The following is a 23,222-nucleotide window of genomic DNA, read 5'->3' as shown; positions in this document are numbered from 1 at the left end:
ACAAAAATGCGCCCGGTCTAAAAAGAGCCGGGCGCAAGTTGGTGGAACGAGGGACAGTGAAATGAGATTGCGGGCGTTCCACAGCCCGGTCTCGGTTAACAAATATGGTGGGGGGCGGGTTTGAAAAGGGCCGCTCAACAAACTGTGAACAAAGGTGCAACACTGGTCAGGTCACGCGTGTGACCGACCGCGGCAAGTTTGTTTGTGTTGCACCACTGACCGCTAACGCGTTTTTCGCGTGGCAAACAACGCCACCGCTGCTGCGTTCGACACATTGAGTGACCCGAAATCGCGCGCGAAAGGGACCTTGACCAGTTGGTCGCAGGTGGCTTTCGTCTTGTCCCGCAGCCCCGGACCTTCAGCCCCCAGAACCAGCGCGACGGGGCGGTCGGGCTGGGCATCAAGTGCTGCGTCCAGGCTCTCCTCGGCCTCCCCATCCAGGCCCAGGATGACGAAACCCATTTCGCGCAACTCGACCATCGTGTCGGCCAGATTGCGGATGCGCAGATAGGGTTGGCGCTCCAACGCGCCCGACGCGGTTTTGGCCAGCGCGCCCGTTTCCGGCGCTGATCCGCGGGCGGTGCCGATCACGGCACTTGCGCCGAACACCTCGGCGGATCGCAAGATCGCACCGACATTGTGTGGGTCTGTCACCCGGTCCAACAACACAACTATGGGAAGCCCACCCGCGCCGCCCATGACGCGTTCGGCGAAATTGCCCCATGCCAGTGGTTTGACCTCAAGCGCTGCCCCCTGATGCACCGAGTTGGGATCGAGCGGTGCCGGAAACTTCCGCGCATCCGCCATTTCGGGTTCCATGCCAGAAGCAGTGATGGCCTCGGCCAGCTTGTCGGCGGCATTTTTGGTGACGACAAGGCGAAGGCGCTCGCGGTTCGGGTTCATCAATGCATCGCGCACCGCATGCAGCCCGAAAAGCCACACCGTTTCCGACGCAGCATCGCGGCGCGCCTTTTCCTTTTGAACCACCCATTTCGGCTTTTTCGTCATGCCGTCAGCCCTTCTTTTCGCAAGGCCCGGACAATGCGGCGATTGTCGCGGCGAGACAAGGGCAGATGGGCGGCATTTGGGCGAATTTTCATGTTGACCCTTTCGCGCGGGCGGGATAATCAGCCCCACGTTCGGCGCAATGCGCGGGGCTTAGTGGGCGACAGGCCGCAAGGTGTGGCAGGGGACTGTAACTCCCTCGCGGAGACGCACGCTTGGTTCGATTCCAAGGTCGCCCACCACTTCCCCCCACCACTTTTTCCAATGAATACCGCGGCAGGTTTGATCAGTGCCCTGCGCACCGATGAACAGCCTTATCCGGTGCAACAGAAACGCCTGTTCAGCGTGGTGTCGTCATCAATTGCATCGCAAAGCGCGCTTTCCACAAAGCTTCCTCGTATTCGGATGCGGCTGTGCTGTCATAGACCACGCCACCGCCCACATTCAGCGTCACGTCGCCATTTTCCACCATCAACGTGCGGATCGCCACGTTGAAGTCAGACCGCCCATCCGGCGCGGCCCAGCCGATGGTGCCGCAGTAGATGTCGCGCGGCGTGTCTTCCAGTTCCGCAATGATCTCCATCGCCCGCAGTTTGGGTGCGCCGGTGATCGACCCACAGGGAAACAGCGCCCGGAAGATATCGCTCAGTCCCCTACCCGGCTGCATCTGTCCACGCACAAGCGAGGTCATTTGATGCACGGTTTCATAGCTTTCCACCGTGAAAAGCTCCGGCACGCAAACGCTTCCGGCCTCGCAAATCCGCGAGATGTCGTTGCGCAGAAGGTCCACGATCATCAGGTTTTCGGCCTGGTTTTTTTCGTCACTGCGCAGGAATTGCACCCGGCGCGCATCCTCGATCGGGTCGGCGCTGCGCGGCTGGGTGCCTTTCATCGGGCGCGTCTCGATCTGGCCAATCGCGTTTGTGCGGAAAAACAGTTCGGGCGAGCGCGACAGGATCGTGGGCAGACCCTCGGCCTCGACCAACACGCCGTGGCGCACGGGTTGCAGACCCGCCAGTGCCGCATAGATCGCTTGCGGCCGGCCTGACGCTGTGCCGTGTATCGGAAAGGTCAGGTTCACCTGATAGGTATCGCCCGCACAGATATAGTCATGCACGCGCTGGAACGCGGTCGCATAGCGCGCGTCTGACCAGTCGGGCCGCAAATCCAACAGTTGCGCAGGGCCGGGCGCGACAGCCACGGGCAGGCACGGGTCGTCATAGACGCCAAACTGCAGAAGCGGCAGGCGTCGGGTCTTGGGCATCAAAGGGGCAAGCCGTGGTTCCAGAGCATAGCCAAGCTCATAGCTCGCAAACCCTGCCACCCACGCCCCTTGCGCACGCGCCGCGTCCAGATCATCCAACGCGCGGGCAACGTCGCAGGCGTCCTGCGCCACGATCAGCCGCTGGGGCGTGTCGAACTGACAGGGCGTATCGTCCGGCCCATGATCAAAGCGCAGCTTCACGAGTGTCTCTCCGGTGGCGTTGGACCTGAACTATCCTGCCACGGACAGCGCCGCGCAACCAGAAGCGCCAACCGCGCGTGCAAATGCGGCGTCTAACCGTCGAAGCGGATATCAACCGACCCGAACGACCCGAAATCGGCGTGAATATCGGTGCCGGGTGGGCATTCGACAGGGCGGATGAAGCTGCCCGACAAGATCACCTGCCCCGGCTCGATGCTTTGGCCGTATTGTGCCATGCGGCGGGCCAACCAGACAACGCTTTCGACCGGATCGTTCAGCACGCCTGCACCCAGTCCAGTCTCTTCAATCTCGCCATTGCGGAAGGTCAGCGCGCCGACCCAGCGCAGATCAAAGGCATCAACCGGGTGACGGTCCGCCCCCAACACGACGCCCGCATTGGCTGCATTGTCACTGATCGTGTCGAAGACGGTCCGGGCCTTGCCTGTGTCCGGGTCCACCCGCCTGATCCGCGTGTCGAGGATTTCGAGCGACGGGGCGACATAGTCCGTGGCCGCAATCACGTCATCACGCGTCACCTTCGCACCGCTTAGCGGGGCTTTCATCACAAAGGCAATCTCGGCTTCAATACGTGGCTGGATGAAACGGCCTTTGGGAATGGACCCGCCATGGTCAAACAGCATGTCATCGAACAATATCCCACTGTCCGGGATGTCGATGTTCAAGGCGTATTGCATGGCTTTCGAGGTCAGGCCGATCTTCCACCCGATCACGCGCCGCCCCTCGGCCAGTTTCTGGCGATAGATCGCGTTTTGCACCGCATAGGCGTCGTCCATGCCCATATCCGGGTGGCGCAGGGTCAGCAGGCCAATCTGTCGGCCCGTCCGTTCGGCGTTCAGCAAATCGGCAGCTGCGGTGGCGTGGTCGTCCGGCGTCATACCGCTTCGTCCTCAACTGTATTGCGCAGGGTGCCGATACCTTCCACCGAGACCTTGACCACATCACCGGGCGCAAGATAGCGCGGCGGATCGAACCGCGCCCCTGCCCCGGTGGGCGTGCCGGTCACGATGATATCGCCGGGTTGAAGGGTCATGAAGGTCGAGATATAGGCGATTTCCTCGCGGATCGGGAACATCATGCGGTCAAGCGTGTCGTCTTGGCGAAGCTCTCCGTTCACATGCGTCTGAATGCGCGCTTTGTCCAATTGGTCGGCGTCGGTGAACGGAACCAGCCACGGCCCGATGGCACCAGACCGGTCCCAGTTCTTGCCTTGCGTCACATTGAATTTCGCGTGCCGCACCCAATCGCGGATGGTGCCTTCGTTGCAGAGTGTCAGCGCCGCGATATGGTCGTAGGCATCCACCGCCGGAATGCGCCTGCCTGCCTTGCCAATGACAATCGCCACCTCGCCTTCATAATCCAACGTATGGTTTTCCGGCGGGCGGATGAGTGGTTGGTTGTGGCCGGTGAAGCCGCTGGCAAAGCGGGGAAACAGCGACATGTATTTCGGCTGCGCGCTGCCGTCTTTGTATTCTGCATTGCGGTCGGGGAAGTTCACGCCGACGCACAGGATGCGGGGCGCGTTGGGCATCACCATGTCATAGGCGAAGTCTTTATGCGTCACCGCGCGGCCCTGCGCGGCCTGTGCCAGATCATCCAACCCGCCCGCTGCAATCGCGTCGTAAAGCGTGGGCCAGTGCGGAAAGTCGGGCGACAACGCCACCGCGCCTGCATCCATGACCGCGCCGTAGAAGCTTTCGCCTTCGGCGGTAAAGGTCGCAAATTTCATGGTGAAATCCTATTGAACCGAGAAGCTGATATTGGCCTGACCGGTGCCGGAACTGCCAAAATACGGGGTGTAGATGTCGATCTCGCCCTCGTAATCCTTCCAGCCCAGCGCGCCGAACAACAGCGCCGTGTCGTTCATCGCACACTCGCCGGTGCATTTGACCGCATAGTCCGGCAGCAGGTCGAGGAACTCTGCCCACTTACCGTTCTCCCAAAGCTCCAGCACGCGCAAATCCATCTGGCGATTGAACTCGCCATTCACGGAGTTCAGCCCGTCAACCGAGCGTTCATTCGGCGTGAAATCGTGGCTCAGCGAGCCAGACGCAAGCACCGAGACCTTCCGATCCGACCGGCGGATACCTTCGGCAATCGCAGCGCCCCAACGGCGGTTTTCCTCGATGGACGAAAACTGGTTCACTGCCACCGGCAGCACGCGGGCATTCACGCCCTCGTTGATGAAATGCATCGGCAGAAGCGTGCCGTATTCCATACCCAGATCGGGCTGCGCATGGCCCATGGCCCGTTCGCCCCGTTCCTCCAGCACCGACAGGATCGACGCCGCCAATTCGCTATCGCCCTGATAGTCGAACTCCATATCCGCCAGCATATGTGGCAGTTCGTGGCTGATGAAGCGCCCCTTGTGATGCGGCTTGGCGTTCAGGTGAAAGCCCTGATTGGTGATCCAGTGGGTGTCGAAGATGATGAACGTCTCGACCCCGCGATCAATCGCGTCTTGGCGCAGCTTGGCATAGCCATCTATGGCGGGCTGGCGAATGCCTTTGTATTGCTCCATCGTGTGCGACATCCAGATGCTGGGCACGTGGGTGATTTTGGCAGCTTGGACAATCTGTCCCATTGGGTCGTTTCCTTCTGTCGGGGCCGTGTCAGGCACCCAGTCGCATGATCTTGTGATCCCCGGTGGCGAAACCGATGTGCTTTTGTTCCATATAGAACTCGAAAGACCAATCGCCACCATCGCGCCCGATGCCCGAGGCTTTCACCCCGCCAAACGGCGTCGGCAGGTGGCGCACGTTTTCCGAGTTCACCCAGATCATACCCGCTTCCAACTTGTCCGTGAAGCGCAGTGCGCGGGTCAGGTCGTTGGTCCACAGATAGCCGGTCAGCCCGTATTGGGTGTCATTGGCCATCGCGAGCGCCTCGTCCTCGGTCGAAAACGGGATCGAGGTCAGGACGGGGCCGAAGATTTCCTCGCGCGCGATGCGCATGTCATTGGTGGCATTGGTGAACAGCGTGGGGCGCACGAAATAGCCCTGATCACCGACTGTCTTCCCCCCTGCCGCCACGGTCGCGCCATCTTCGCGCGCGATGTCGAAATAGGACGTAACCTTGTTGAAATGCTCTTCTGTGACGAGCGGCCCGATTTCTGTGGCCGGGTCCAGAGGGTGGCCGACCTTGATGTTGTTCACCCGCTCCACCAACTTCGCCTCGAATGCCTCGCGAATGGTGTCCTGAACGAACAGGCGAGAGGACGACGTGCAGCGTTCGCCGTTGATCGAATAGATCATGAAGATCACCGCATCCAGCGCTCGATCCAGATCGGCGTCGTCAAAGACGACCACAGGGTTTTTACCGCCCAATTCCAGATGGTTACGCTTCAGCGTATCCGCCCCCTGTTTTGTGATCAGCGACCCCGTGCGGCTTTCGCCCACGAACGCAATCGCACGGATCAGCGGGTGTTCGCACAGGGCTTTGCCCGCACCCTCGCCAAACCCGTTCACCGTGTTCAGCACACCAGGGGGCAGGCCAGCGTCTTCGGCAATCTCGACCAGCAGGCGGGCGGACAGCGGGGACGCTTCGGCCGGTTTGTGAACGACGGTGCAGCCTGCCGCCAGAGCAGGCGCGATCTTCCACGTCGACAGCATGAAGGGCGTGTTCCACGGGGTGATAACGCCGACAGGGCCAATGGGCACGCGCGTCGTCACGTTCATCAGGGTCGGAGACTTCAGATGCTGGCCGTCACGCGATTGCACCACCTGATCGGCAAAATAGCGAAAGTTCTCGGCCCCGCGCAGTGCAGCTTTGGACATGAAACGCAGGGTTTGCCCGGTGTCCCAGCATTCGCACAGGGCGATTTCCTCGGCGCGCGCTTCGATCCCGTCTGCGACATTCAAAAGGATCTTGCGCCGCTCAACCGCTGGCATATCGCGCCAATTGGCAAAGGCTGCGTGCGCGGCCTGTGCGGCGGCGTCAATGTCGGCTTCGGTGCCATGTGCCACGTCACATATCCAGCTTTTGTCGACGGGCGAGTGTGTCGCGAAGGTTCCGCCAGCCCCTGCGCAATCAACACCACCGATCCGGTTCGGGATGCCGCTGTCGCGAAACCGATCAAGATAACCGGCCAGTTTGTCGATATTTGCCTTCAGTTCACTCACGCAGACCGCCTTCCATTGCCGATCCTCATCAGAGGTCCGGAAGTCCATATACATATTATTACTTCACATGTTAATTAATATTCAACCCACCTGTCAACTGCAAACAGAGGTGTTCTTGAACCGAAAGCCCGGCTTTCGTATCGGGAAAGAACTGCGAAAAGGTCGAGTGGGTTGCGCGACACAGGTCGTTCCGATGGAGGGGTTTCACCTGCCCAGCAATAGCCTGGTTAAGCGTGACCTTCGCGCGCACTGGGATCTGGCGTTGCGCCTTGACGTGGACGAGGCAGCTTTGCAAATCTGCCTGGTCGAACACTGGCTTGCACATGGCTTGCCCGCCGATCAAGCCCTGACCCGCGCCGAAGAAAACGACCTTCCAAACGCCCGCGCCGTCGCCCGAAACGCCTTGGCTGCAGAAATCAGCGCCTGACGCAACCAACGCATCGCGAACGTCACAAGCGCTTGGCCAGACGCCCAAGCGCGAAAAACCAGCCATCCGGATTTCTATTCAGAAAAATGGTGCCCGGGGGCGACATCACACTAAATTTGAATATCAGTACCTTAAGCCATGGTGGGACACTCACGATGTTCCATAGTTTTCTAGGAAATTCCAACTCACTGTCCCACTCGCTGAAGCCCCGAAACGCGTTTCAAGGGATGGTCCCAATCGTCAGAAAGATGCACCCATCGTGAGCGTCCGGTGAACCCGACCTTGAGGCTTTGGGACCCGATGTGTGAGTCAGGAGGTCGAGCAATCTAGTGCCCACTAACCGGGACCGATAACGTCACGCCAGAGCACCTTCACGGGACGGTCACCACGAACACCTCATTCTTGCCGCAGATCAGCAACTCGCCAGAACATGGAAGCAACCGAGCCAGCTGGGCTTCGGTGCGCCCATCTGACAGCCGATTTAAGGTGCATCAAACCAACCGCCCGGCATCAAAACCCACTCGCAGCCTCGTGAGCGTCGTCTACTATAACCATCTAGAAAATGAGGACGGAATCGCTAGACACCAATCAAGTCGTCCAGTCAGACCGAATCTGCTGCATCAAGCAATCAAGCGCAGGGGCAAGCCTAAATCCCCAAACCGCACGATTGCGCACAAACCTCCGGTGCACACACGTGAAGTTGTGCACAAGCAGCCCAAGTCGATGGACAAAGATATAGGATTGCCAAACACGAGACAGCAGTTACGATCCGTGTACACATCGAGGCTTCAGTACTGAAAGATAGATAGGGGATAGCTATGTCCGAAGACCTAGCTCAAAGAAAGCCGCGGGCAGCACAGTCCCTTAGAGACCTTCAAGAGTTGGGATTAATTGACAGCGATATTACTCCTGAACTTCAGGCCGTAGCAGACAAATACGCGATCGCCCTCACGCCACATATCATTGAAACAATCCGAGCGCATGGCCCAAACTCTGCAATTGCAAGACAGTACCTACCGACGCACGAAGAACTAAATGTTACCGAGGGAGAGCTTGAAGATCCAATTGGCGACCTTGCACATTCTCCAATTCCCGGGATCGTTCATCGTTACCAAGATCGAGTACTTTTGAATTTAATCAAGACCTGTGCAGTCTATTGTCGATTTTGCTTCAGACGCGAGACCGTTGGGCCTGGCACACGAGGCCTTGACAGCGCACAAATAGAAGCGGCGCTTAGATACATTCGCCAGAATAGCCAAATCTGGGAGGTCATATTAAGTGGCGGAGACCCACTTACTTTGTCAAACCGACGACTATCCTCTGTACTTGGCGAGCTTGGAAAAATTGATCACATCGCAGTCGCGCGTTTTCACACGAGAGTACCCGCCGTAACGCCTGAAAGAATAACTGATGATTTAATTTCCGCCCTTCACTCGGGCCCAACAACCTATATCGTGATGCACATAAACCATCCAGATGAGCTCACAGCACGAGTCAAAGACGCTATAGCCATGTTGACCGAAAATGGTGTTCCGGTACTGGGTCAAACCGTGCTTCTTCGTACAATAAACAACTCTGCAGAAACTCTGGGGCTACTATTTAAAGAATTAGTAAAAGCGCGAGTGAAGCCATACTACTTGCATCACCCTGATCTTGCAATCGGAACACAACATTTCCGAGTATCTATTCAAGAAGGGCAGCGTATATTCGCTGAACTTCGTCAAAAAAATTCAGGACTCACTTTACCGCAATATGTGCTTGATCTTCCAGGCGGCCACGGCAAAGTCCCAATTTCATCGAGCTACATAGAGACGAAGTCCGGCTCACAGTATCAAATCAAAGACCCAAGAGGTCACTCACATTCATATACTGATACTTAGTTACCTATTACCAATAGCGGAAAGACCGGGGGATTTAGAAAATGAACCATGACGGCGAGAACTGGTACGACGAAGACTCTGAAGTCTTCATAAGGTATGGTGCGTGCTTTGTACCAAAGAGAGAAGAACATATTTGTGCAATTGTTGACGCTTGCAAAAAATACGACGCTCCATTGGTCTATGACATTTGTTGTGGCGGAGGCGAAATCTCCAAAGCCATTCTTGCATCAAATGACAGTGCGTCCCTAATTGCCCTAGACAATTCTGAGCGAATGCTAATTGAGACAACGGCTGCACTAAGGGAATTTTCCAATCGAGCGCGCGTTGAAGGATTTGATTTACAGAAATTTGAGTCTCTCGATGAGTTCCCAGCTCCCCATATTGTTCTTTCATCACTCGCAGTTCACCACCTAAGCGACGAGAGAAAACAAGAACTTTTCATGTTCCTCGGAAAGAAGATTCGGCGAAGTGGTTCATTCATACTGTCTGATCTATTTGAGCCTGAACAAACAGACAATCGGATCATTTTTGCAGAACAGTGGAACCGTGCCGTGCGCGAAGCATCACAAGTTACCTTTGGCGATGACCGCGCCTTCGTCGCTTTTCAAGAGCTAGATTGGAACCACTACAGCGATCCGAATCCTGATCCAATTGATAAACCAGCAAAGCTAAGTCAACACATTGAATGGCTGAAAGCTGCTGGCTTCATAAAACCGGAGCTATTAGTGTTTTATGCAGGTCACGGAACGATCCTAGCAAGAAACACAGCATAGACTTATGCACAATCTATGAACTTGCATACAGAACGATACTGCCAGATACATTGGGCCAACACAGTCAATCAGCTAATGACTTCGGCCCCAAGCTTGTCTCACTCGCGCGCACTGGCCTCAGTTGCCCATAGAAAATATTGGCTTTGCCATGCCGGTGATGCTCTGATCAGTCCCAAACCCATTCCTAGCCATTTTCGAGAATATGCTAATGCGATTCTTGAACTGGATCAAAATGATGTTGAATTTATTTGCCCCCCGGGCTCGGAAACTGAACTGCTTTCTAATAGGATTAAAGGGACGGAAGAAGAGAACAAACTCTTAGAAATCCGTGAGAAGTTTCCAGACTGCGAAGTATCTACCTTTGCGCAAGATAATTGTACCATAAACTACCTCCAAAGGCACGACCTCAAACATTCTGGTTATAGTAGTCTCCCGAATAATCAGCTCCTAAAACTGATTTATCGCCTCAATTCGAAATCTGGATTTCGAGAAGTAGCTGAACTTTTAAATATTCCTGTTCCCTATGGAGTGTTGTGCAACGGCGATGAGGCCCTCGTTAACATAATTGATAACGACCCGGCCTTTGCCAAACGCGCCATGATCAAATTCGATAGGAGTTCCAACGGGTACGGGAACACATTGTTTGACCGGTCGACCTGGTACCCCTTGAGTACCGCGGAAGCACTTTTAAAAAGGTCGCTCGTTTGGCCGGAACAATTTGAAAGATATGTTGTCGAGACTTGTTTTGACATCATCGGCGCTCCAAGTATTGAAATCGTTGTTTCTCACGATGGTCCTGAATTACTATACAATTGTGACCAAAGGTGCATAAACAATTCTTGGCGGGGAATGGTCGCTCCACCACCGCAAGTTCCAAAAGCGGTGACCCATGAAATGGAACAGCACACCCTAAGCTTCGGACGTTTTGTACACTCACATGGTTACCGTGGTATTTGTGACGTAGACTTTCTTCTTACTGAAAACTATCACTATTATGCTACAGAAACCAATTTCCGTAGGACTGGAGGAACCTACCTTCATGAATTGTTAGCGCGTTTGTGTGGTTCGAACCTCGCACCAGGCTTGTGCTGGTTGGCCGATGCACAGCAACTCATCACACCAATGGACTTCTTGACAGCCGCTAGTCTTATTCGCCGAAACGGATTCGAGTTTTCTCGCAGCTCTAATTCTGGTATTTTACTCGTTAGCGATACTATTAAATTCGACGGACACCTTCGGTATCTGATCGTTGGCTCAAGTCTCGATGAAATCTCAAGTGTAGAGACCGAATTGTTTTCACTTGTTGGAATGTAGCCCGTGCTTCGATCGACGCTGACCGTCTCGCGAAGTTGTATTTCCGGTAGGGGAGTTTTTGCACGGCAAGAAATTCCCGCGTTAGAAATTGTTTGGTATCCGTGCGAGTCATGTTTAACGGTGCCGAAGTATTCAGTCTCCCGGCTAAACGGGTCAGACATAAATGCACTGAAAGAATTCGGCCTCACACTTAGCAATGGCTGCGACCTTCTGCCATGCCGCGGAGCCGCATTCTTCAACCATTCCTGCACGCCCAATGTACTGCAAGTCGGTCAAAACTTTGGGATGACAGTTCGCAAAGTTGCGACCGGTGAAGAGCTTACAATTGACTACGCGACTTTTCCCCACGAGCCTCCTTGGAGTTTCCTGTGTCGTTGCAGAGAGAATGACTGCCGCAGATTAATTCACTCGCAGCGTAATCCCAACGTCAGACCCGAACTTACTGCCTTAGCCGACAATTCAGTACAGAACTATATCCATGAATTGATGCGGACACATCACTCTGAGCATCTGCGAAACAATACACTGCTTGGACACAAGGGGGTGACTTCTTGGTCGACTAAGCACATCGTTGAAGTGTCGCGAACCTACGTCAGTCCGAGATGGGGCATGAAATGGTCAACGAGACACAACGCCTCGCTTGCAATAAGACGTATACTCAAAAACTATTCATCCAATATGTGAACTATACCTTTGCCCGGCTGCGCCTCAGTAAATACGTCAATTGTTCTGAGCTCTACACTTTTTGACAGGTGCGAGCAAACTAGTCGCCAAATGACGCCAATCATTTGGGAATGCGCACGTACAGTAATTAACTCGCCTTCGGTAAAAGGCTCACCAGATACACGGACAACACGACAGTCATAGAAACCCCAGTAAGGCAAGCCAAACAGCAGAAGAGGTTCTTCAGAAACATCAGGACCAGGACTGCGAATTGCAAACCTCACGTCAGCTTTATTGTGCGCCGCATGAGACATGCTCGAATAGTTCGAAATATCAGGTAGCACCGGCGGAAAGAAATAATGTCTGCTTCGATGGATCACTGATCTCGGCAAATTTCCGACGACGAAGTGCCATCTATTGAACTCCATCCGCCTCTGTACCGGCGAGAATATATCTTGAGTTAAATGGTCAGCCTTCTGGTTTGCGAGATGAGATGATGAGGCGATCTCGCAAAAAAAGTGTTTTGGCGTAAGCGCATGTAGACTCTGTTGAATCTCTGAAGTGCTGTCGCGGCACAGGAGGCCTGGCGCCCTTAAGGAACTACTCATCGAGTAGTCAGAATTAGTACAAAAAATCGCAGACTTGAGTACAACTTGGATCAATGAAGAAAGCTTGCCACCGTTCTCACTTGAAACACGATCACCAATTGCATGCTCTACCAACGTTGTGAATTGTTCCGTCTCGGATTGATCTTTCGAAATAACAACCGACCAATCGGACGACACTCGATCTATCTCGTTGCGAAATACGGGACCTAGCGTTCTTTCGCTCGTCCTTATGAGACTCTCCGTTTTTCGGAGTGTTAAGCCGCTTACTTTGCGATACCGAAGCCACCGTCGCCCAATAAGTTGGTCAGATAGGCGCGCTACCGAACGCGCCAGAGAAAAGGGACTGTCAGAGTAAGCCAATATACTCTGAGGTGCGAAGCCGAGCGCTGCTTCATAGCTAGATCGTAATGTTGCAAGACGCCTGTACACCGTTGACGCATAGAGGTTACATCCATTGAATTCCTCGAATTTTATTGATTTTCCCGCAATAAATAGCGAGTGTAGCGTTGCAACGATCAGAACGTGATGAGAACCCCAGAGCGATAAAGGTTTATTGCTGAGTTCGTCCAACTCACCAATGCCGCGTTTGCTCCCCACCAAGTTATTCATTCTCTCGGCACAAGCAAAGACGCGATCTGCAACATAGAAGACCACGGACTCAACATGCTCCAGTGCATCAATCAAACCTTCGACGATGTGACGGAGAACACCAGCGTCGTACGCACGTTTTAATTCGGCTAGATAAAGGCTTTGGGCCGCCTTCTCATCATAGTTCAGTTTAAGTATTGACGCTCGCGCATTAGAAGCAAGCGCTTCAGGAAGTGTAAAATCACCAAGATGCCATGTTACTATGTTGAATGGATAACTTGGATTTGAATCTCCTGCAGCTTTTACCTGCAAATACCCAAGGGAGTTCAGGTATAATGCGAATCTTCGTTGATTCTTGAGATTTGATTGTATATCTCCATTCAGCCTCGATGGGTCGAGTACACGCCGCAAGTATTCGCTTGTTTCAAATGTAAAAGCGTCCATACGCTCATCAAGCGGCAAACGGCCGTTTAGCGTGACGATCCTTTGGACATCTTCAGGAGATAGCATCCGCTCCGGAGTTCCCTCTTCATGAAGGACTTCCATTTCAATAAATTCTTGTAATGCCCTCATACTGCCTCACCCCAATATGCAGTTGCTAGGAGGGTTTTTTGCAGATTTATTAAACTCAAAAGTGGCAAGTTAAGCTCCTGCGTTACGCTAGTTCGCCCGAAAATCGCGATACCTAAGGATAGCCATTGGTTCTCAGTCTTTTTGTCTAACGTCAGAATTTGCGATCCTTGTCAACTTTGGCATAGGAAACGTCTGAGCCGTCTACGGATAGACCGCCAGATTAATTGCAGCGCTCATGGCCGGGGATTCCCCAACGTGCCAGTATCTCTCTGGCCAAATGAAAGTGTCCCCTCTGGATGCATGCAAACGCCAATCAGGTGGTGTGATCACTTGAGACTTAATGTAGATCTCTTCGTCTATCCTCATGATTTCGTCAGAGCTGGGAATAAGTGAATCTGGTCGCCACAGGAGCATCGCTTTTGCGCCAAGTATGACTTGATGAGCATTAAAGCACGCTTCCGAGTGCACCCCACCCGGTGTGGCTTGATACCACCCAAAAAATAACTCGAGATCATAATGCTTACATTTGGGCCGGAACCTGCTTGCGCAGCCACGCAGCCAGTCAAACTGCTCAGGGGCAAAGCGATCGTCAATACCCGAAATATAGATCAAAAATGTCCTACACTCGTAGATAGATCGAAGCCGGTGCTGGTATGCTACGTCATCCTCATGGGGAAGAGGCAGAAACGAATTCGATTTTTCCATCAGTTGGCCATTAGAGTATACCTTCATTACACTTGGCTTATTATCCAGCGCATCCAGTATCGCTTGGCAAGCGGACATCTCTCGCACGGCCCCACCCACTTGGGGTAAAATGTGCGGTTTAGGGTCGTTCGATATGATTGCTGTTTCTTTCATTGGTTCAATCCTCAAATCAGAATGCTCTGCTCTCGTACAAAGCATGAAACAATTCTATAGAAGGTTTCGGGGGCCTCAATCATCGGCCAATGGTACGATCCGGCGACAGCGGAAATCGGTACGCCGCGCTTAAGCAGCATTGCAAGCTCTTCATTTTTGACGCTCTCACTTCCGTTTATGTATAATTTAGGAACTTGGAGGGCGCATAACGCTTCGAGCACTGTATTGACGCCATCGCGCCTTGGATCACAGAAGTCCAACAAGCTTCTTGCACAGTAGGCAAAGATTTCCGGTTGCCAACGCATAAGCGATTCAACGTATCGTTCTGCTCCGATATTCTTGTCAGCCGCCAGCGCTCCAGCCCCCCTGATCAAGTCCTCGACGAACCATCTTTCAAAATTTGGAAGGAAGGAGCGGCTTTCTACAATCCTTAAGAAGTCGAACATTGAATCGGTTACGTGACCCTCAACGTTTATAAAGGAATTACATGTGGGTGAACTTGCGGCGATTAAGGTTCCCAATGTTGCGCCGTAGGAGTGCCCAAGAAGATCGAAACTATTTAGACCTAGTTCTTCAATTTGATTGCAAAGCCAGTCTGCTTGCTGAGGAAAGGTTAGATGGTCATCTTTACACTTTTCCATGAACTTGGTCCTAAGCAAATCGACCCTAATGAGGAGTGGCTGATCGCGCCAACCGAAATTTAACGCTTCGTTGAAGCACGCCGTTGAGCCGCCGAGGCCGTGGATAAGTATGAGTGGCCGACCGGCTTGTTCTCCTTCAATGTTCGAAAAATGGAACATCTCTTGAACAGAACTATTCATCGCTCATTCGCCCCCCTTCAGCATTAGACCAAATAAAGAAGGTCTATTTCCTTCTAGTAGAAGTAGGGATGTATAAACGAGGCCTTGAAGTCGTTCGAGGCTCTTTGATACGGCTTTTATCGATTGATTGATATCCACAGATGACAGGGCGAAGGCCAGACGCTCTCGCGGCAGCACGGGATCAAGAAAAATGTAAGCTGCAAGGTGATTGACATCGGTGCCGCCAGAGAACGTCAACTCACCACAGTCAAACGAAAGGCAGTGGTTTGCTAGGTCGGGCGTGCAATCTTGGACGATCGAGCAACGGGGACAGTTCAATAGCACCCTTGAGATTTGGTTTGAGGGACCAAAACTAGCGCTCGTCTTCGTCGCAACACTACCGCAGTTCTCGCAACGGCTGGATGAAGACCGAAGGGATCGTTCATCGCAGAACTTGATCCAGTTCTCACAGAAAAGCGTGCCTGTCTTCAGTAGCAAATTGGCTATTGAATCGGTCTCATTGGTCTGGTTTCCGCTGTCAATGCGTTGAACCATCTGCCCGAAGGGCTGAACTTTGTGGTCGGTCACTTGTCTGTAGATTTTCCAAAACTCAGAATAGCTGTTTATACTGGATGGAGATTCAATTGCTATTTCGCTATTCGAATTTGATTGTCGAACATGTGACGAAGAATTTGATGGATATTGCGCGATTTGGGCTTCCGGATCACCGAGCACTACAACTCTACTACCTTTCGCTGTGGCGCCCAAATGACGGTTGTATATCGCTGCGGCCTGCCCGACCGATCGCCCTTCTTGGAGCGCCTGATTTGCCTCATTTGCCGCTTCTACGTCGATGAACTCCTGCTTCCAAGTTGTGATCACGGTACCGACGCTACAACCAGAGAGTATTTCTGACAACAAGCCCCACTTGGGGTCGCAATAGTGAGCGTTTGGGAGGATTCCCCAGCAAGAGTAGAACGTAAACAACTTTGCCACGAGCAGTCTTGCCGGAACGAGCATTTCAGATGCAGCCGCGCGATCAATGCTCCAGGGTTCGCCAGGTACACCATGTACAATCTGATGTCGGTGACATTGTCCCGTGTGGACACAGCGGGGCGCTCGTTCGACGCTACATTTCTGTGCCTTGGGATTCACACCACACAGGATCAGGCCGTGACCCAGGTCAGCATCGAAGCCATCTGAGTGGCCGGTTAGAGAGAGCAAATCCGCGCCCATCTGAACCGAAGTTAATCGAGCCTTTCGTGCCGAACTATCAAGATCACGCGTTGGTGCCCGCGTTTCTCTACTCACCTCACCGGTAAGAGATATTTCGGCTATCGTGGGACATGCGCCAGGCGGCGTGTGCCGTGCTATCGAGCACACCAACGCTCGTCGACGCAAAAAAGCTCTTGGTGCCAAGACAAGACCTGAAGCGAAGTCGGCGTCGTATTGTCCAGTGATGACCGTGATTAGGTCTGTGTCGAGGTCTTCGTAGGCTTCTATTACGACAGCTGGTTTCAGATCGCGTACCGCAGAGATAAGCGGCTGACTAGTCGTCACTACCTTTCGTTGGGTCAAACTGGCGTACTCCTCGGCGATTGCTCGGTTCCTTTGGTGAGCAAGCACCGGTCCAGACCGCATCGGGAGGTTGAACCTGTAACGGGCGTGAAACTGTTTGGCCAAGGCACTCGCATACAGACTAAGCGCTTCGCACCGCATGTCGTAAGGCAATGCCCAAACAGACTCTATCATTTGCAACTGGCTCCGTATCGCCACTACTTCAGCTTGCTTCGACCCTCCGCATCTGGCAAGCTAAAGGTGCCTGCCAATGAGGAGAAAACAATGTCCGAACAAATGACTGAAGAGATGCGAGCCGCTCTTGCGCGTCGTTCTGAGTTGAAAGCTGAGTTTGCCGAGGCACAGAGTAAAGTTGAAGCCCTCCGCGCTGCGGTCGAAGCCCACGATGCAAACATGATTGCGAACAATCAGATACTGTCTGACCATATGATGAAGTGGTAGCTTTTGAGCATTTCGTAATGCTAGCGCGGTATTGGCCTAATGAGCCACTGAGCGCGCTAGCACGCAACTTTGTGTCTATTTGATATTTGATGTTCGTTGTTGCGACGTTCAGTGGATTTTTGCTGAGCAAGTCGTTTGAAACCGTTAGAGGCAGCAATGAAGACGCAAATTGTGACGTGCAATCCCTCGTTGAGGCGATCTAGGGCGAAATCTTTCGAAGAGAACCAAATCTTCGAGAGTTTCTCCCGAGCGACATGTCTGATCAAATTGTTCATTTCTCGCGCGCGCTATCGTTCGTGTTGTCATCCGAGCCTTCGATAGAGTCTAAGTCGGTTCTGAGAGAGCTCGGCGATCGTCATGTTGGCTATGGCGTCACCGAGCATCATTATGAGCTCGCACTTGAAGCGGCGTTAACGGTCTTACCGACAAGGTTTCGGATGTAATGAGCACGATGCTGCAATGCGACGCTGCTGCATGGGAACTGAAGAATGAGCTTAGAGGAAATGAAGGCCGCTCACTCTTGAAGTGACTGCTTTTGTGCACAACGTTTTCACCATCGCCTTGTGAGCACCGCAAGAGCCAAAAAGCTCCAACTTTCGGCGGTCTAAGGTTGGGGAGCAGTGCAGTGGGACAACCAACCCGTCCCACTGTTTATTGGGCAAATCCAGATCACTATCCCTCCGCTAGCAGCACAGTTTCTGCTTCGCCGGAGCCATCATCGCCCTCACTGACAGAGGGGTGATGATGATGACCAGAAGCTACAGTGGGCTGCTTCGCTGGAAGATCGGAGCACCTATCCGTTATGCTCTTCTCCATGTCATCATCGCTCCTGACTTCCCGTCCGGGCTCCCTGTTCGTCAATCGTCATCCACCGGGCGACGCACGCGCTTGCCATCTGGCCCTATCACCTAATCGGAAAAATCAAAGGCATGGACGATTTCTTTCCCAGCTCCGAAGAAGAAGCAGCGCCATGCGCCGCGCAGACGGCTCTTACCAGTGATACGGCGGATCATCTCGCGGTCACGCTTTAGGACATCGTTCCATGGGATGACTCGCGCTTTGTGCTGCCAGAGATAGTAGCGGCAGAGATAGGTTCTTACGCTCACTAGGCGACGTTTTTCCGGACGCCCAAAAGCATCAAGCAACGTAAAGACATAGCCCCTTTGATCGGAGGGCTCAGGAAGAACCATCTGGTCGTGTAGCTTTGTGCGGCGCTGCACCTCTTTTGGATCGGTGACAAAGCAGCTCCGGATACGCCCATATTCATCGAAAGCCGAATACCAAACAAGATTGGGAGCCTGCGCGGTATAAGTTGGTGCCGGTTGCGCATTCGCGACGTTGGCATTCGCCATGTCACGGGCGATAGCATCCAAGGCAGCGGCGGTACGCTGCTCCTTTCCTCGGAGCAGCTCGGCTTCAGCGATTGTGAGTTTCATGGGAGTGATCCTTAGTCTTGGTTCCTACTTTTCAAGAGAATGGCGATTGCGGCCCTTATTGTCTTGCGCACAGACTGGTCACGCTAAGCGCGCACCCCTTGCAGAAGCAGCGATGATCTCATCAAGCAGCGCCTGCATCTTCTTCCGCGCTAACGGGTCAGCTGTGTGAATGCGGATGTCAGGCAGCCTAAATCCATCTTCTGCCACTGCCCGCTCGATCCAGAGCAGCACATCCATGCCGGTCCCGCGCTTATCATCGCCGAGATCGTGATCCAGACTGATGAGCTCGACCTTGCCACTTTCAAGCAAGGCAATAGCCTGGTCCGGCCAATAAACGCGGGTCCAGCCGAATGGCGTTTGTCGCCGGTCATCAAGAAAAACATCCATCACGGTCTCCATAAAAAAAGGTCCACCCATCTCTAGCAGGCGCGGCCATGCCCAGTCCTAGTCTTGTTCTAGTCATCCTCGCGCTTAAAGCCGTTGCCTCTATTGCCTTTGCCGCGCCCGTTGCGGCCACGCTTGCGCCCGAGACGCTCGTTTTCTCCTTCGAGCTCTTCCGCGCGCTGCTTCCAAGTCCTGGTCTTCGCAAGATTCTGATCGTCGCGTTCGTCTTCAGCCTGCGCGGCCAAAGCCTCTTCGCGCCCTTCCGCAAACTCACCGGCATCATTGAACTGCTCAGGCAACTTGCCCTTCGGCAAATCTGTATCTTGCCGGACGCGGTGATCGCGTGCCGCCTCAAAAAATTCCTGCCGCAACGATTGCTCGATGGTCTGCGCCTTCATCTGAGCGCGTTTCAAACGCTTGCCCAAGGCCTTCCGCTCGCGCGTTTCCAGCCGCGCCGCCATGCGCCGATAGCGCTCGATTTCCAGTTTCTCGCGCGCATGACGGCGTTTGAGTGCATCATTTTCTTTGCGGTGGCGCTCCACTGGATCAAGATGAGTGAGCTTCTGGATCGGCCCCAGCACCGAGCGCAGCCCCGGCGTTTTGCCGATCAGATCGGTGACAGCGCGCCGCGCGCGAAAGAGCAGCCGTTTGCTTTCGCGATGCTGCGCGCGATGTAGAGCGAGACGCTCGCTCTGCTGGCGAGTCAGCAGTTCCTGCTCACGACTATTCAGGCGCGCGGTACGATGTGAGAGATTGCGTGCAAACTTGCGCTCCAAGGATTTTCGCATGGCGACAAGATCAGCACCGGTGCTCTCCCCCTCACCGGTACTTTCGCCTTGTGACTTACCCTCGCCTTGTTTCTGGCGCGCAGCACGATCCTTGATGAGCTCTTTGGCCTGATCGACCAATGGCAGATCATCAGGATCAAGACCGGCGAGTTTGGCTTTGATATCTCGCGCCTTGTGGCCTTTGATGTAGCGCATGAGGCTATGCACGTTGCATTGCCGATCAACGATAACAAAACCGCGCCGGTCGCCCTTGGCCAGAACATAGCCCTTGGCATCGAGTGCTGCCCGAAACGACTCCGCGCTATCCGCCTGTTCATAAGCCTGCGTGATTTCTGCCCGGCGCTCTTCAGGGGTGAGGCCGGTCTCATCCTGCTGCGTTTTTTCGGCAAGGGTCGGTTCCAGTTTGTCCTTCTTGAAGCCGTGTTTTTCTTCCCAGGCCTTGAGGCCAGGCGGCAGATCGAAGCCAAAACGATGGGAGAGCTCCACCGCACAGTCCATGAGCTTGCTCTTATCATGGCTGAGATGGATCGCTTTCATCTTCTCGATATCGATGCGCGACCAGACGACATGGCAATGCTCGCGGGCAATGCCGGTCTCATCAGGCTTAGCGTGAAAAACAATGGCGCGCGGTTGACCTGAAAGACCGAGCCGGTTTTCGATGGTGGCAATGGATTCCAAATACTGGTCGCGCGTGAGCGGCTCGGGCGGATTGATGGACAAGCTGTAGAGATATTTCTCGGCCCGGGTTCCGGCGGCAACGGCTTCGAATTCGGCGAACGCGCCGTAGAGATCGTCCGCCACAGCGCCGCGAAGATCGGCGATATCGACCTGATCGTTATCGAAGCTGTTCATCAGATGGATGGCAAGATCACCGCCATTTGCACGCTGGCTGGCTTTGAGGATCATGGCACCCCCTCACGGCTCGCGGCCAAGCGCTTCAAAGAGCGCGGTTCGCATGTCGGCAAGGTCACGGTGCGCCGCTTCGATCACGGCGGCATTGCACGCGCCATCGGAAACCTGAGACGCATCCCGCAGCGCAGTCGCAAGCTCACCGATCTGGCCGAGCAGCTGCGCAGCAGTCTTGCGATCAAGCGGCGGGGTGCGGGATTTGCGGGGCGGCGGTTGATTGAGGACGGCATGACGGATGAGAGCAGATACAGGGAGACCAGCGCGGCAGGCTTGCTCTTTTACAAGAGCTGCCTCCGCGTCGTTGAAACGCGCGCTCAGCGTTTTGCGCCGTTTCCTGGTTTCGCTGCCGCTGTTCGCCATGACCTTTCTCTCAGTTGGCGCATCCAAGGTCGCTGCCTTGGTCGTCTTCCACCGGCGATGCGGTGGCTGCGGGTTTGAAGGGGACAGCGTCCCCTCATCAGGTTTCCAAAGGGCGCGAAGGCTCTTTGGGCGATGGGTTTCCAAAGGGAGAGCGAAGTCTCCATTTGGTCGTGGTTTCAGGGCGCGAAAGCCCTGATCTATGGGGGTCCAGGTGGGAGAGAGACATCTCCCCCTGGCGGGCTTCGCAGTTCTACGGAGAAGGTCGGGTGCAGCGCGCTATTTCGGAAGATCACAAGCTGGTCACAGACCGCTTGGTTGATCGACGTAATGCGCGCTGCCATCGGCATGGACGGGTTCAATACCCGGACTTGCCGATCAGCTGGGGGATGCAACGGGGGGTGCCTAACACCCCCTTGCCAAGATGGCGCGGTCTTACCGCGCACATCTTGTATTCGGCCTTAACGACCTCTCATCCCATTATCTCATTACGGATATTAAGGAAGCGTTAACCACTACCGCCAGACGAGCTTCCACTGCAGGATACATTGCATGATTTCAGATAGTTGGTCAAATATTGGTCACGCGGATTCGCAGATGCTCTACCGCATCTGCACCCTTCATTCGGGGCATCGAATGCAGGGAACTTCTATTGTGCTGCCTTCCAGTCAGCGCTCTGTTTGGATAGGATCAGAACTATGAAAGTCCTGTTTGTCTGTACCGCCAACAAGCTCCGCAGCCCGACCGCTGAAACTGTGTTCAGCGCCTGGGACGGTGTGGAAGCGGTCTCTGCGGGCACGTCACCCGATGCGCCATTGCCCTTGAGCAAGGAGCTTGTCGCATCCGCTGATGTGATCTTTGCTATGGAAACGCATCACCGCGAACGGGTGCGCAAGAAATTCAAGCAGCGCCCTGCCGATGCGCGCATCATCACGCTGCATATTCCCGATGAATATGAGCGTGATGATCCTGTGCTGGTCGCTCTCTTGGAAGAAAAAGTCGGTGATCGCCTCAAGGCGCTGCTCGATGATCAAGCCTGATCGCTCAGGCCTAAAAACTTGGCTTCCGCTTCCACGATGTAGTCGGAAAGTTCATCGCTGACCTCGCATTCGATTGCGATCAGGCTCGGCCAGCGCCCGAACTTATCGGCTGCAAAGACCGGATCGTGATCTTCGACCAGCGCCTTGGTCAGCCTGAGGTTATTCGTCCCCACCGCGAGGTGCAGGGCATTCAGTCCTGTGCCCTCATCAGTCATTGCGATGTCCGCACCGCCGCGCAGCGCGGCCAGGACATCATCTGTCTGTCCGCGATACGCCATCGCGAGAAAATCGTTCTGATCATAGCGCGGGCGATCTGCGGGGATGGTGCGCCCTTGGTCATCAAGTTGTCCGGAAAACATTCGTCTTACCCCTTTGCTTGCAAGGTGAGTTTTTCGTGGCGCATCGTGCTATCGCCTGGCTCTTCCCGAAACAGCATCTCGGTCGCATCGCCGCTGAGATATTTGTCGGAAAAGCCATCTGCCGTCTTGATGCGCTCCAGCCAATAGTTTCTTGGCCTTTGGGTCAGAACATCGCGCATAGCGACGTAGTTCATCCCGCCGACGCAAACGAGAGCCCCTTCGAAACGCAGCTCTGCTTCGCCTGCTAGGAGCGTATGCGTTTCCTTGACGGGCATATAGGGCCGGTCGTCTTCTTGCTCTATTGAAAGCTGGAGGATCGGATAGACCGGCTCCGTTTGCGAGGCCACCTTATTATATTCCCCGGCAAGAGATGCCGCGCGCTCTTCGGTCAGACCGTCTGATTGCGCAACTTCGTGGAACACGGCAAGCGCACCTCCAAATACACCGAGCGGCCCGGGCTCGTCTTCGGGCAACTCAAATTCTTCGCGCTTCAGAAAATCCGCGAACATGCCGACATACATGTCGGTGGTGCGATGCGAGCCGCGCAAAAATCGCTGCAAGTTGGAGATCGGCAGTTCCCGCTTCTGCGGATCGCTCTCTTTGATGCGCACGCGAAGCGTCGGTGCACCGATCTTATGGGCTTTCTTATATGCCTTGAGTACGGCGCGAACGCTGGCGCGCGCATCTTCATCAAAATGTCTGGGGCTGTCACTTTCAGCCATGACTGTTCCCTCCCTGTTTTCAAAATCATGTAAGGCAAATCTCGGGGCAGTGACCAGCTTGGTCAAGGCGTGGACGCGCCCGTGACCAGAACAAGACCAACGGAAAACCCCGCCA

General features: G+C 54.3%; 24 protein-coding genes and 1 tRNA gene. 9 read left to right on the top strand and 16 right to left on the bottom strand.

What is annotated here, in order from left to right:
- Positions 1–222 precede the first annotated feature (222 nt).
- Positions 223–1,008, bottom strand: coding sequence for a 23S rRNA (guanosine(2251)-2'-O)-methyltransferase RlmB (rlmB, locus tag ACXYMP_RS05850; protein WP_298567640.1), 786 nt, complete (start codon positions 1,006–1,008; stop codon positions 223–225).
- A gap of 155 nt (positions 1,009–1,163) precedes the next feature.
- On the opposite strand from rlmB, the gene ACXYMP_RS05845 reads away from it, so the two are divergent.
- Positions 1,164–1,247, top strand: a tRNA-Tyr gene (locus ACXYMP_RS05845).
- 98 nt (positions 1,248–1,345) lie between these two features.
- Here ACXYMP_RS05845 and ACXYMP_RS05840 read toward each other — a convergent pair.
- From ACXYMP_RS05840 to hpaE, 5 genes are all read right to left on the bottom strand, one after another.
- Entirely contained in the window at positions 1,346–2,470 is a 1,125-nt protein-coding gene (locus ACXYMP_RS05840; RefSeq protein WP_458904935.1) for an aminodeoxychorismate synthase component I, read from the bottom strand.
- 92 nt (positions 2,471–2,562) lie between these two features.
- Positions 2,563–3,366 (bottom strand): 2-oxo-hept-4-ene-1,7-dioate hydratase, encoded by an 804-nt coding sequence (hpaH, locus tag ACXYMP_RS05835; RefSeq protein WP_458904933.1) that lies wholly within the window; start codon positions 3,364–3,366, stop codon positions 2,563–2,565.
- A complete protein-coding gene (locus ACXYMP_RS05830; RefSeq protein ID WP_458904931.1) occupies positions 3,363–4,217 on the bottom strand; it encodes a fumarylacetoacetate hydrolase family protein in 855 nt (284 codons plus the stop codon). Before ACXYMP_RS05830 ends, hpaH begins: the two co-directional genes overlap by 4 nt.
- A gap of 9 nt (positions 4,218–4,226) precedes the next feature.
- Positions 4,227–5,072, bottom strand: coding sequence for a 3,4-dihydroxyphenylacetate 2,3-dioxygenase (hpaD, locus tag ACXYMP_RS05825; RefSeq protein ID WP_458904929.1), 846 nt, complete (start codon positions 5,070–5,072; stop codon positions 4,227–4,229).
- A gap of 28 nt (positions 5,073–5,100) precedes the next feature.
- A complete protein-coding gene (gene hpaE, locus ACXYMP_RS05820; protein ID WP_298567655.1) occupies positions 5,101–6,609 on the bottom strand; it encodes a 5-carboxymethyl-2-hydroxymuconate semialdehyde dehydrogenase in 1,509 nt (502 codons plus the stop codon).
- 67 nt (positions 6,610–6,676) lie between these two features.
- On the opposite strand from hpaE, the gene ACXYMP_RS05815 reads away from it, so the two are divergent.
- From ACXYMP_RS05815 to ACXYMP_RS05795, 5 genes are all read left to right on the top strand, one after another.
- Positions 6,677–7,036 carry a hypothetical protein gene (locus tag ACXYMP_RS05815; protein ID WP_458904926.1) on the top strand — a complete coding sequence of 120 codons (360 nt, stop codon included), beginning with the start codon at positions 6,677–6,679 and terminating at the stop codon, positions 7,034–7,036.
- An 818-nt stretch (positions 7,037–7,854) separates the two neighbouring features.
- Positions 7,855–8,916 carry a lysine-2,3-aminomutase-like protein gene (locus tag ACXYMP_RS05810; RefSeq protein WP_458904924.1) on the top strand — a complete coding sequence of 354 codons (1,062 nt, stop codon included), beginning with the start codon at positions 7,855–7,857 and terminating at the stop codon, positions 8,914–8,916.
- A 41-nt stretch (positions 8,917–8,957) separates the two neighbouring features.
- A complete protein-coding gene (locus tag ACXYMP_RS05805) occupies positions 8,958–9,689 on the top strand; it encodes a class I SAM-dependent methyltransferase (protein WP_458904922.1) in 732 nt (243 codons plus the stop codon).
- Between the two features lie 15 nt (positions 9,690–9,704).
- Positions 9,705–11,003: a preATP grasp domain-containing protein gene (locus ACXYMP_RS05800; RefSeq protein ID WP_458904920.1), complete on the top strand. Its 1,299-nt coding sequence runs from the start codon at positions 9,705–9,707 to the stop codon at positions 11,001–11,003.
- A 3-nt stretch (positions 11,004–11,006) separates the two neighbouring features.
- A complete protein-coding gene (locus ACXYMP_RS05795) occupies positions 11,007–11,687 on the top strand; it encodes an SET domain-containing protein (protein ID WP_458904918.1) in 681 nt (226 codons plus the stop codon).
- On the opposite strand, the gene ACXYMP_RS05790 is transcribed toward ACXYMP_RS05795, so the two are convergent.
- The 4 genes from ACXYMP_RS05790 to ACXYMP_RS05775 form a co-directional block, all read right to left on the bottom strand.
- On the bottom strand, positions 11,669–13,435 hold the full coding sequence (locus tag ACXYMP_RS05790; protein ID WP_458904916.1) for a hypothetical protein: 1,767 nt from the start codon (positions 13,433–13,435) through the stop codon (positions 11,669–11,671). The genes ACXYMP_RS05795 and ACXYMP_RS05790 overlap by 19 nt on opposite strands.
- A 201-nt stretch (positions 13,436–13,636) precedes the next feature.
- A complete protein-coding gene (locus ACXYMP_RS05785; protein WP_458904914.1) occupies positions 13,637–14,293 on the bottom strand; it encodes a hypothetical protein in 657 nt (218 codons plus the stop codon).
- Between the two features lie 11 nt (positions 14,294–14,304).
- Positions 14,305–15,114 (bottom strand): alpha/beta fold hydrolase, encoded by an 810-nt coding sequence (locus tag ACXYMP_RS05780; RefSeq protein WP_458904912.1) that lies wholly within the window; start codon positions 15,112–15,114, stop codon positions 14,305–14,307.
- Between the two features lie 3 nt (positions 15,115–15,117).
- Positions 15,118–16,011, bottom strand: coding sequence for a hypothetical protein (locus tag ACXYMP_RS05775; protein WP_458904910.1), 894 nt, complete (start codon positions 16,009–16,011; stop codon positions 15,118–15,120).
- Positions 16,012–16,173: 162 nt separating this feature from the next.
- On the opposite strand from ACXYMP_RS05775, the gene ACXYMP_RS05770 reads away from it, so the two are divergent.
- Positions 16,174–16,296, top strand: a complete 123-nt coding sequence (locus ACXYMP_RS05770; protein WP_458904908.1) for a hypothetical protein — start codon at positions 16,174–16,176, stop codon at positions 16,294–16,296.
- A 639-nt stretch (positions 16,297–16,935) separates the two neighbouring features.
- Positions 16,936–17,112 (top strand): hypothetical protein, encoded by a 177-nt coding sequence (locus ACXYMP_RS05765; protein WP_458904906.1) that lies wholly within the window; start codon positions 16,936–16,938, stop codon positions 17,110–17,112.
- 908 nt (positions 17,113–18,020) lie between these two features.
- Here the strand turns inward: ACXYMP_RS05765 and ACXYMP_RS05760 are convergent.
- The 4 genes from ACXYMP_RS05760 to ACXYMP_RS05745 all read right to left on the bottom strand — a co-directional run bounded on the left by ACXYMP_RS05760 (position 18,021) and on the right by ACXYMP_RS05745 (position 20,989).
- Positions 18,021–18,548: a hypothetical protein gene (locus ACXYMP_RS05760; RefSeq protein ID WP_458904904.1), complete on the bottom strand. Its 528-nt coding sequence runs from the start codon at positions 18,546–18,548 to the stop codon at positions 18,021–18,023.
- A 78-nt stretch (positions 18,549–18,626) separates the two neighbouring features.
- On the bottom strand, positions 18,627–18,935 hold the full coding sequence (locus tag ACXYMP_RS05755) for a cyclic-phosphate processing receiver domain-containing protein (protein WP_458904902.1): 309 nt from the start codon (positions 18,933–18,935) through the stop codon (positions 18,627–18,629).
- 68 nt (positions 18,936–19,003) lie between these two features.
- Positions 19,004–20,626: a relaxase/mobilization nuclease domain-containing protein gene (locus tag ACXYMP_RS05750; RefSeq protein ID WP_458904900.1), complete on the bottom strand. Its 1,623-nt coding sequence runs from the start codon at positions 20,624–20,626 to the stop codon at positions 19,004–19,006.
- Positions 20,627–20,635: 9 nt separating this feature from the next.
- Complete coding sequence (locus tag ACXYMP_RS05745) at positions 20,636–20,989, bottom strand: plasmid mobilization protein (RefSeq protein ID WP_458904898.1); 354 nt, start codon at positions 20,987–20,989, stop codon at positions 20,636–20,638.
- 695 nt (positions 20,990–21,684) lie between these two features.
- Here ACXYMP_RS05745 and ACXYMP_RS05740 point away from each other — a divergent pair.
- Positions 21,685–22,026, top strand: coding sequence for a low molecular weight protein tyrosine phosphatase family protein (locus ACXYMP_RS05740; protein ID WP_458904896.1), 342 nt, complete (start codon positions 21,685–21,687; stop codon positions 22,024–22,026).
- Here ACXYMP_RS05740 and ACXYMP_RS05735 read toward each other — a convergent pair.
- Positions 22,017–22,385 carry an ankyrin repeat domain-containing protein gene (locus ACXYMP_RS05735; RefSeq protein WP_458904894.1) on the bottom strand — a complete coding sequence of 123 codons (369 nt, stop codon included), beginning with the start codon at positions 22,383–22,385 and terminating at the stop codon, positions 22,017–22,019. The two genes, ACXYMP_RS05740 and ACXYMP_RS05735, sit on opposite strands and share 10 nt — an antisense overlap.
- 5 nt (positions 22,386–22,390) lie before the next feature.
- Positions 22,391–23,107 (bottom strand): hypothetical protein, encoded by a 717-nt coding sequence (locus ACXYMP_RS05730; RefSeq protein ID WP_458904892.1) that lies wholly within the window; start codon positions 23,105–23,107, stop codon positions 22,391–22,393.
- Positions 23,108–23,222: the final 115 nt, after the last annotated feature.

This window comes from Aliiroseovarius sp. CAU 1755, from assembly GCF_054482655.1.
Note: the sequence above shows the minus strand (reverse complement) of the source record. Positions and strands in the feature narration are given on the sequence as shown.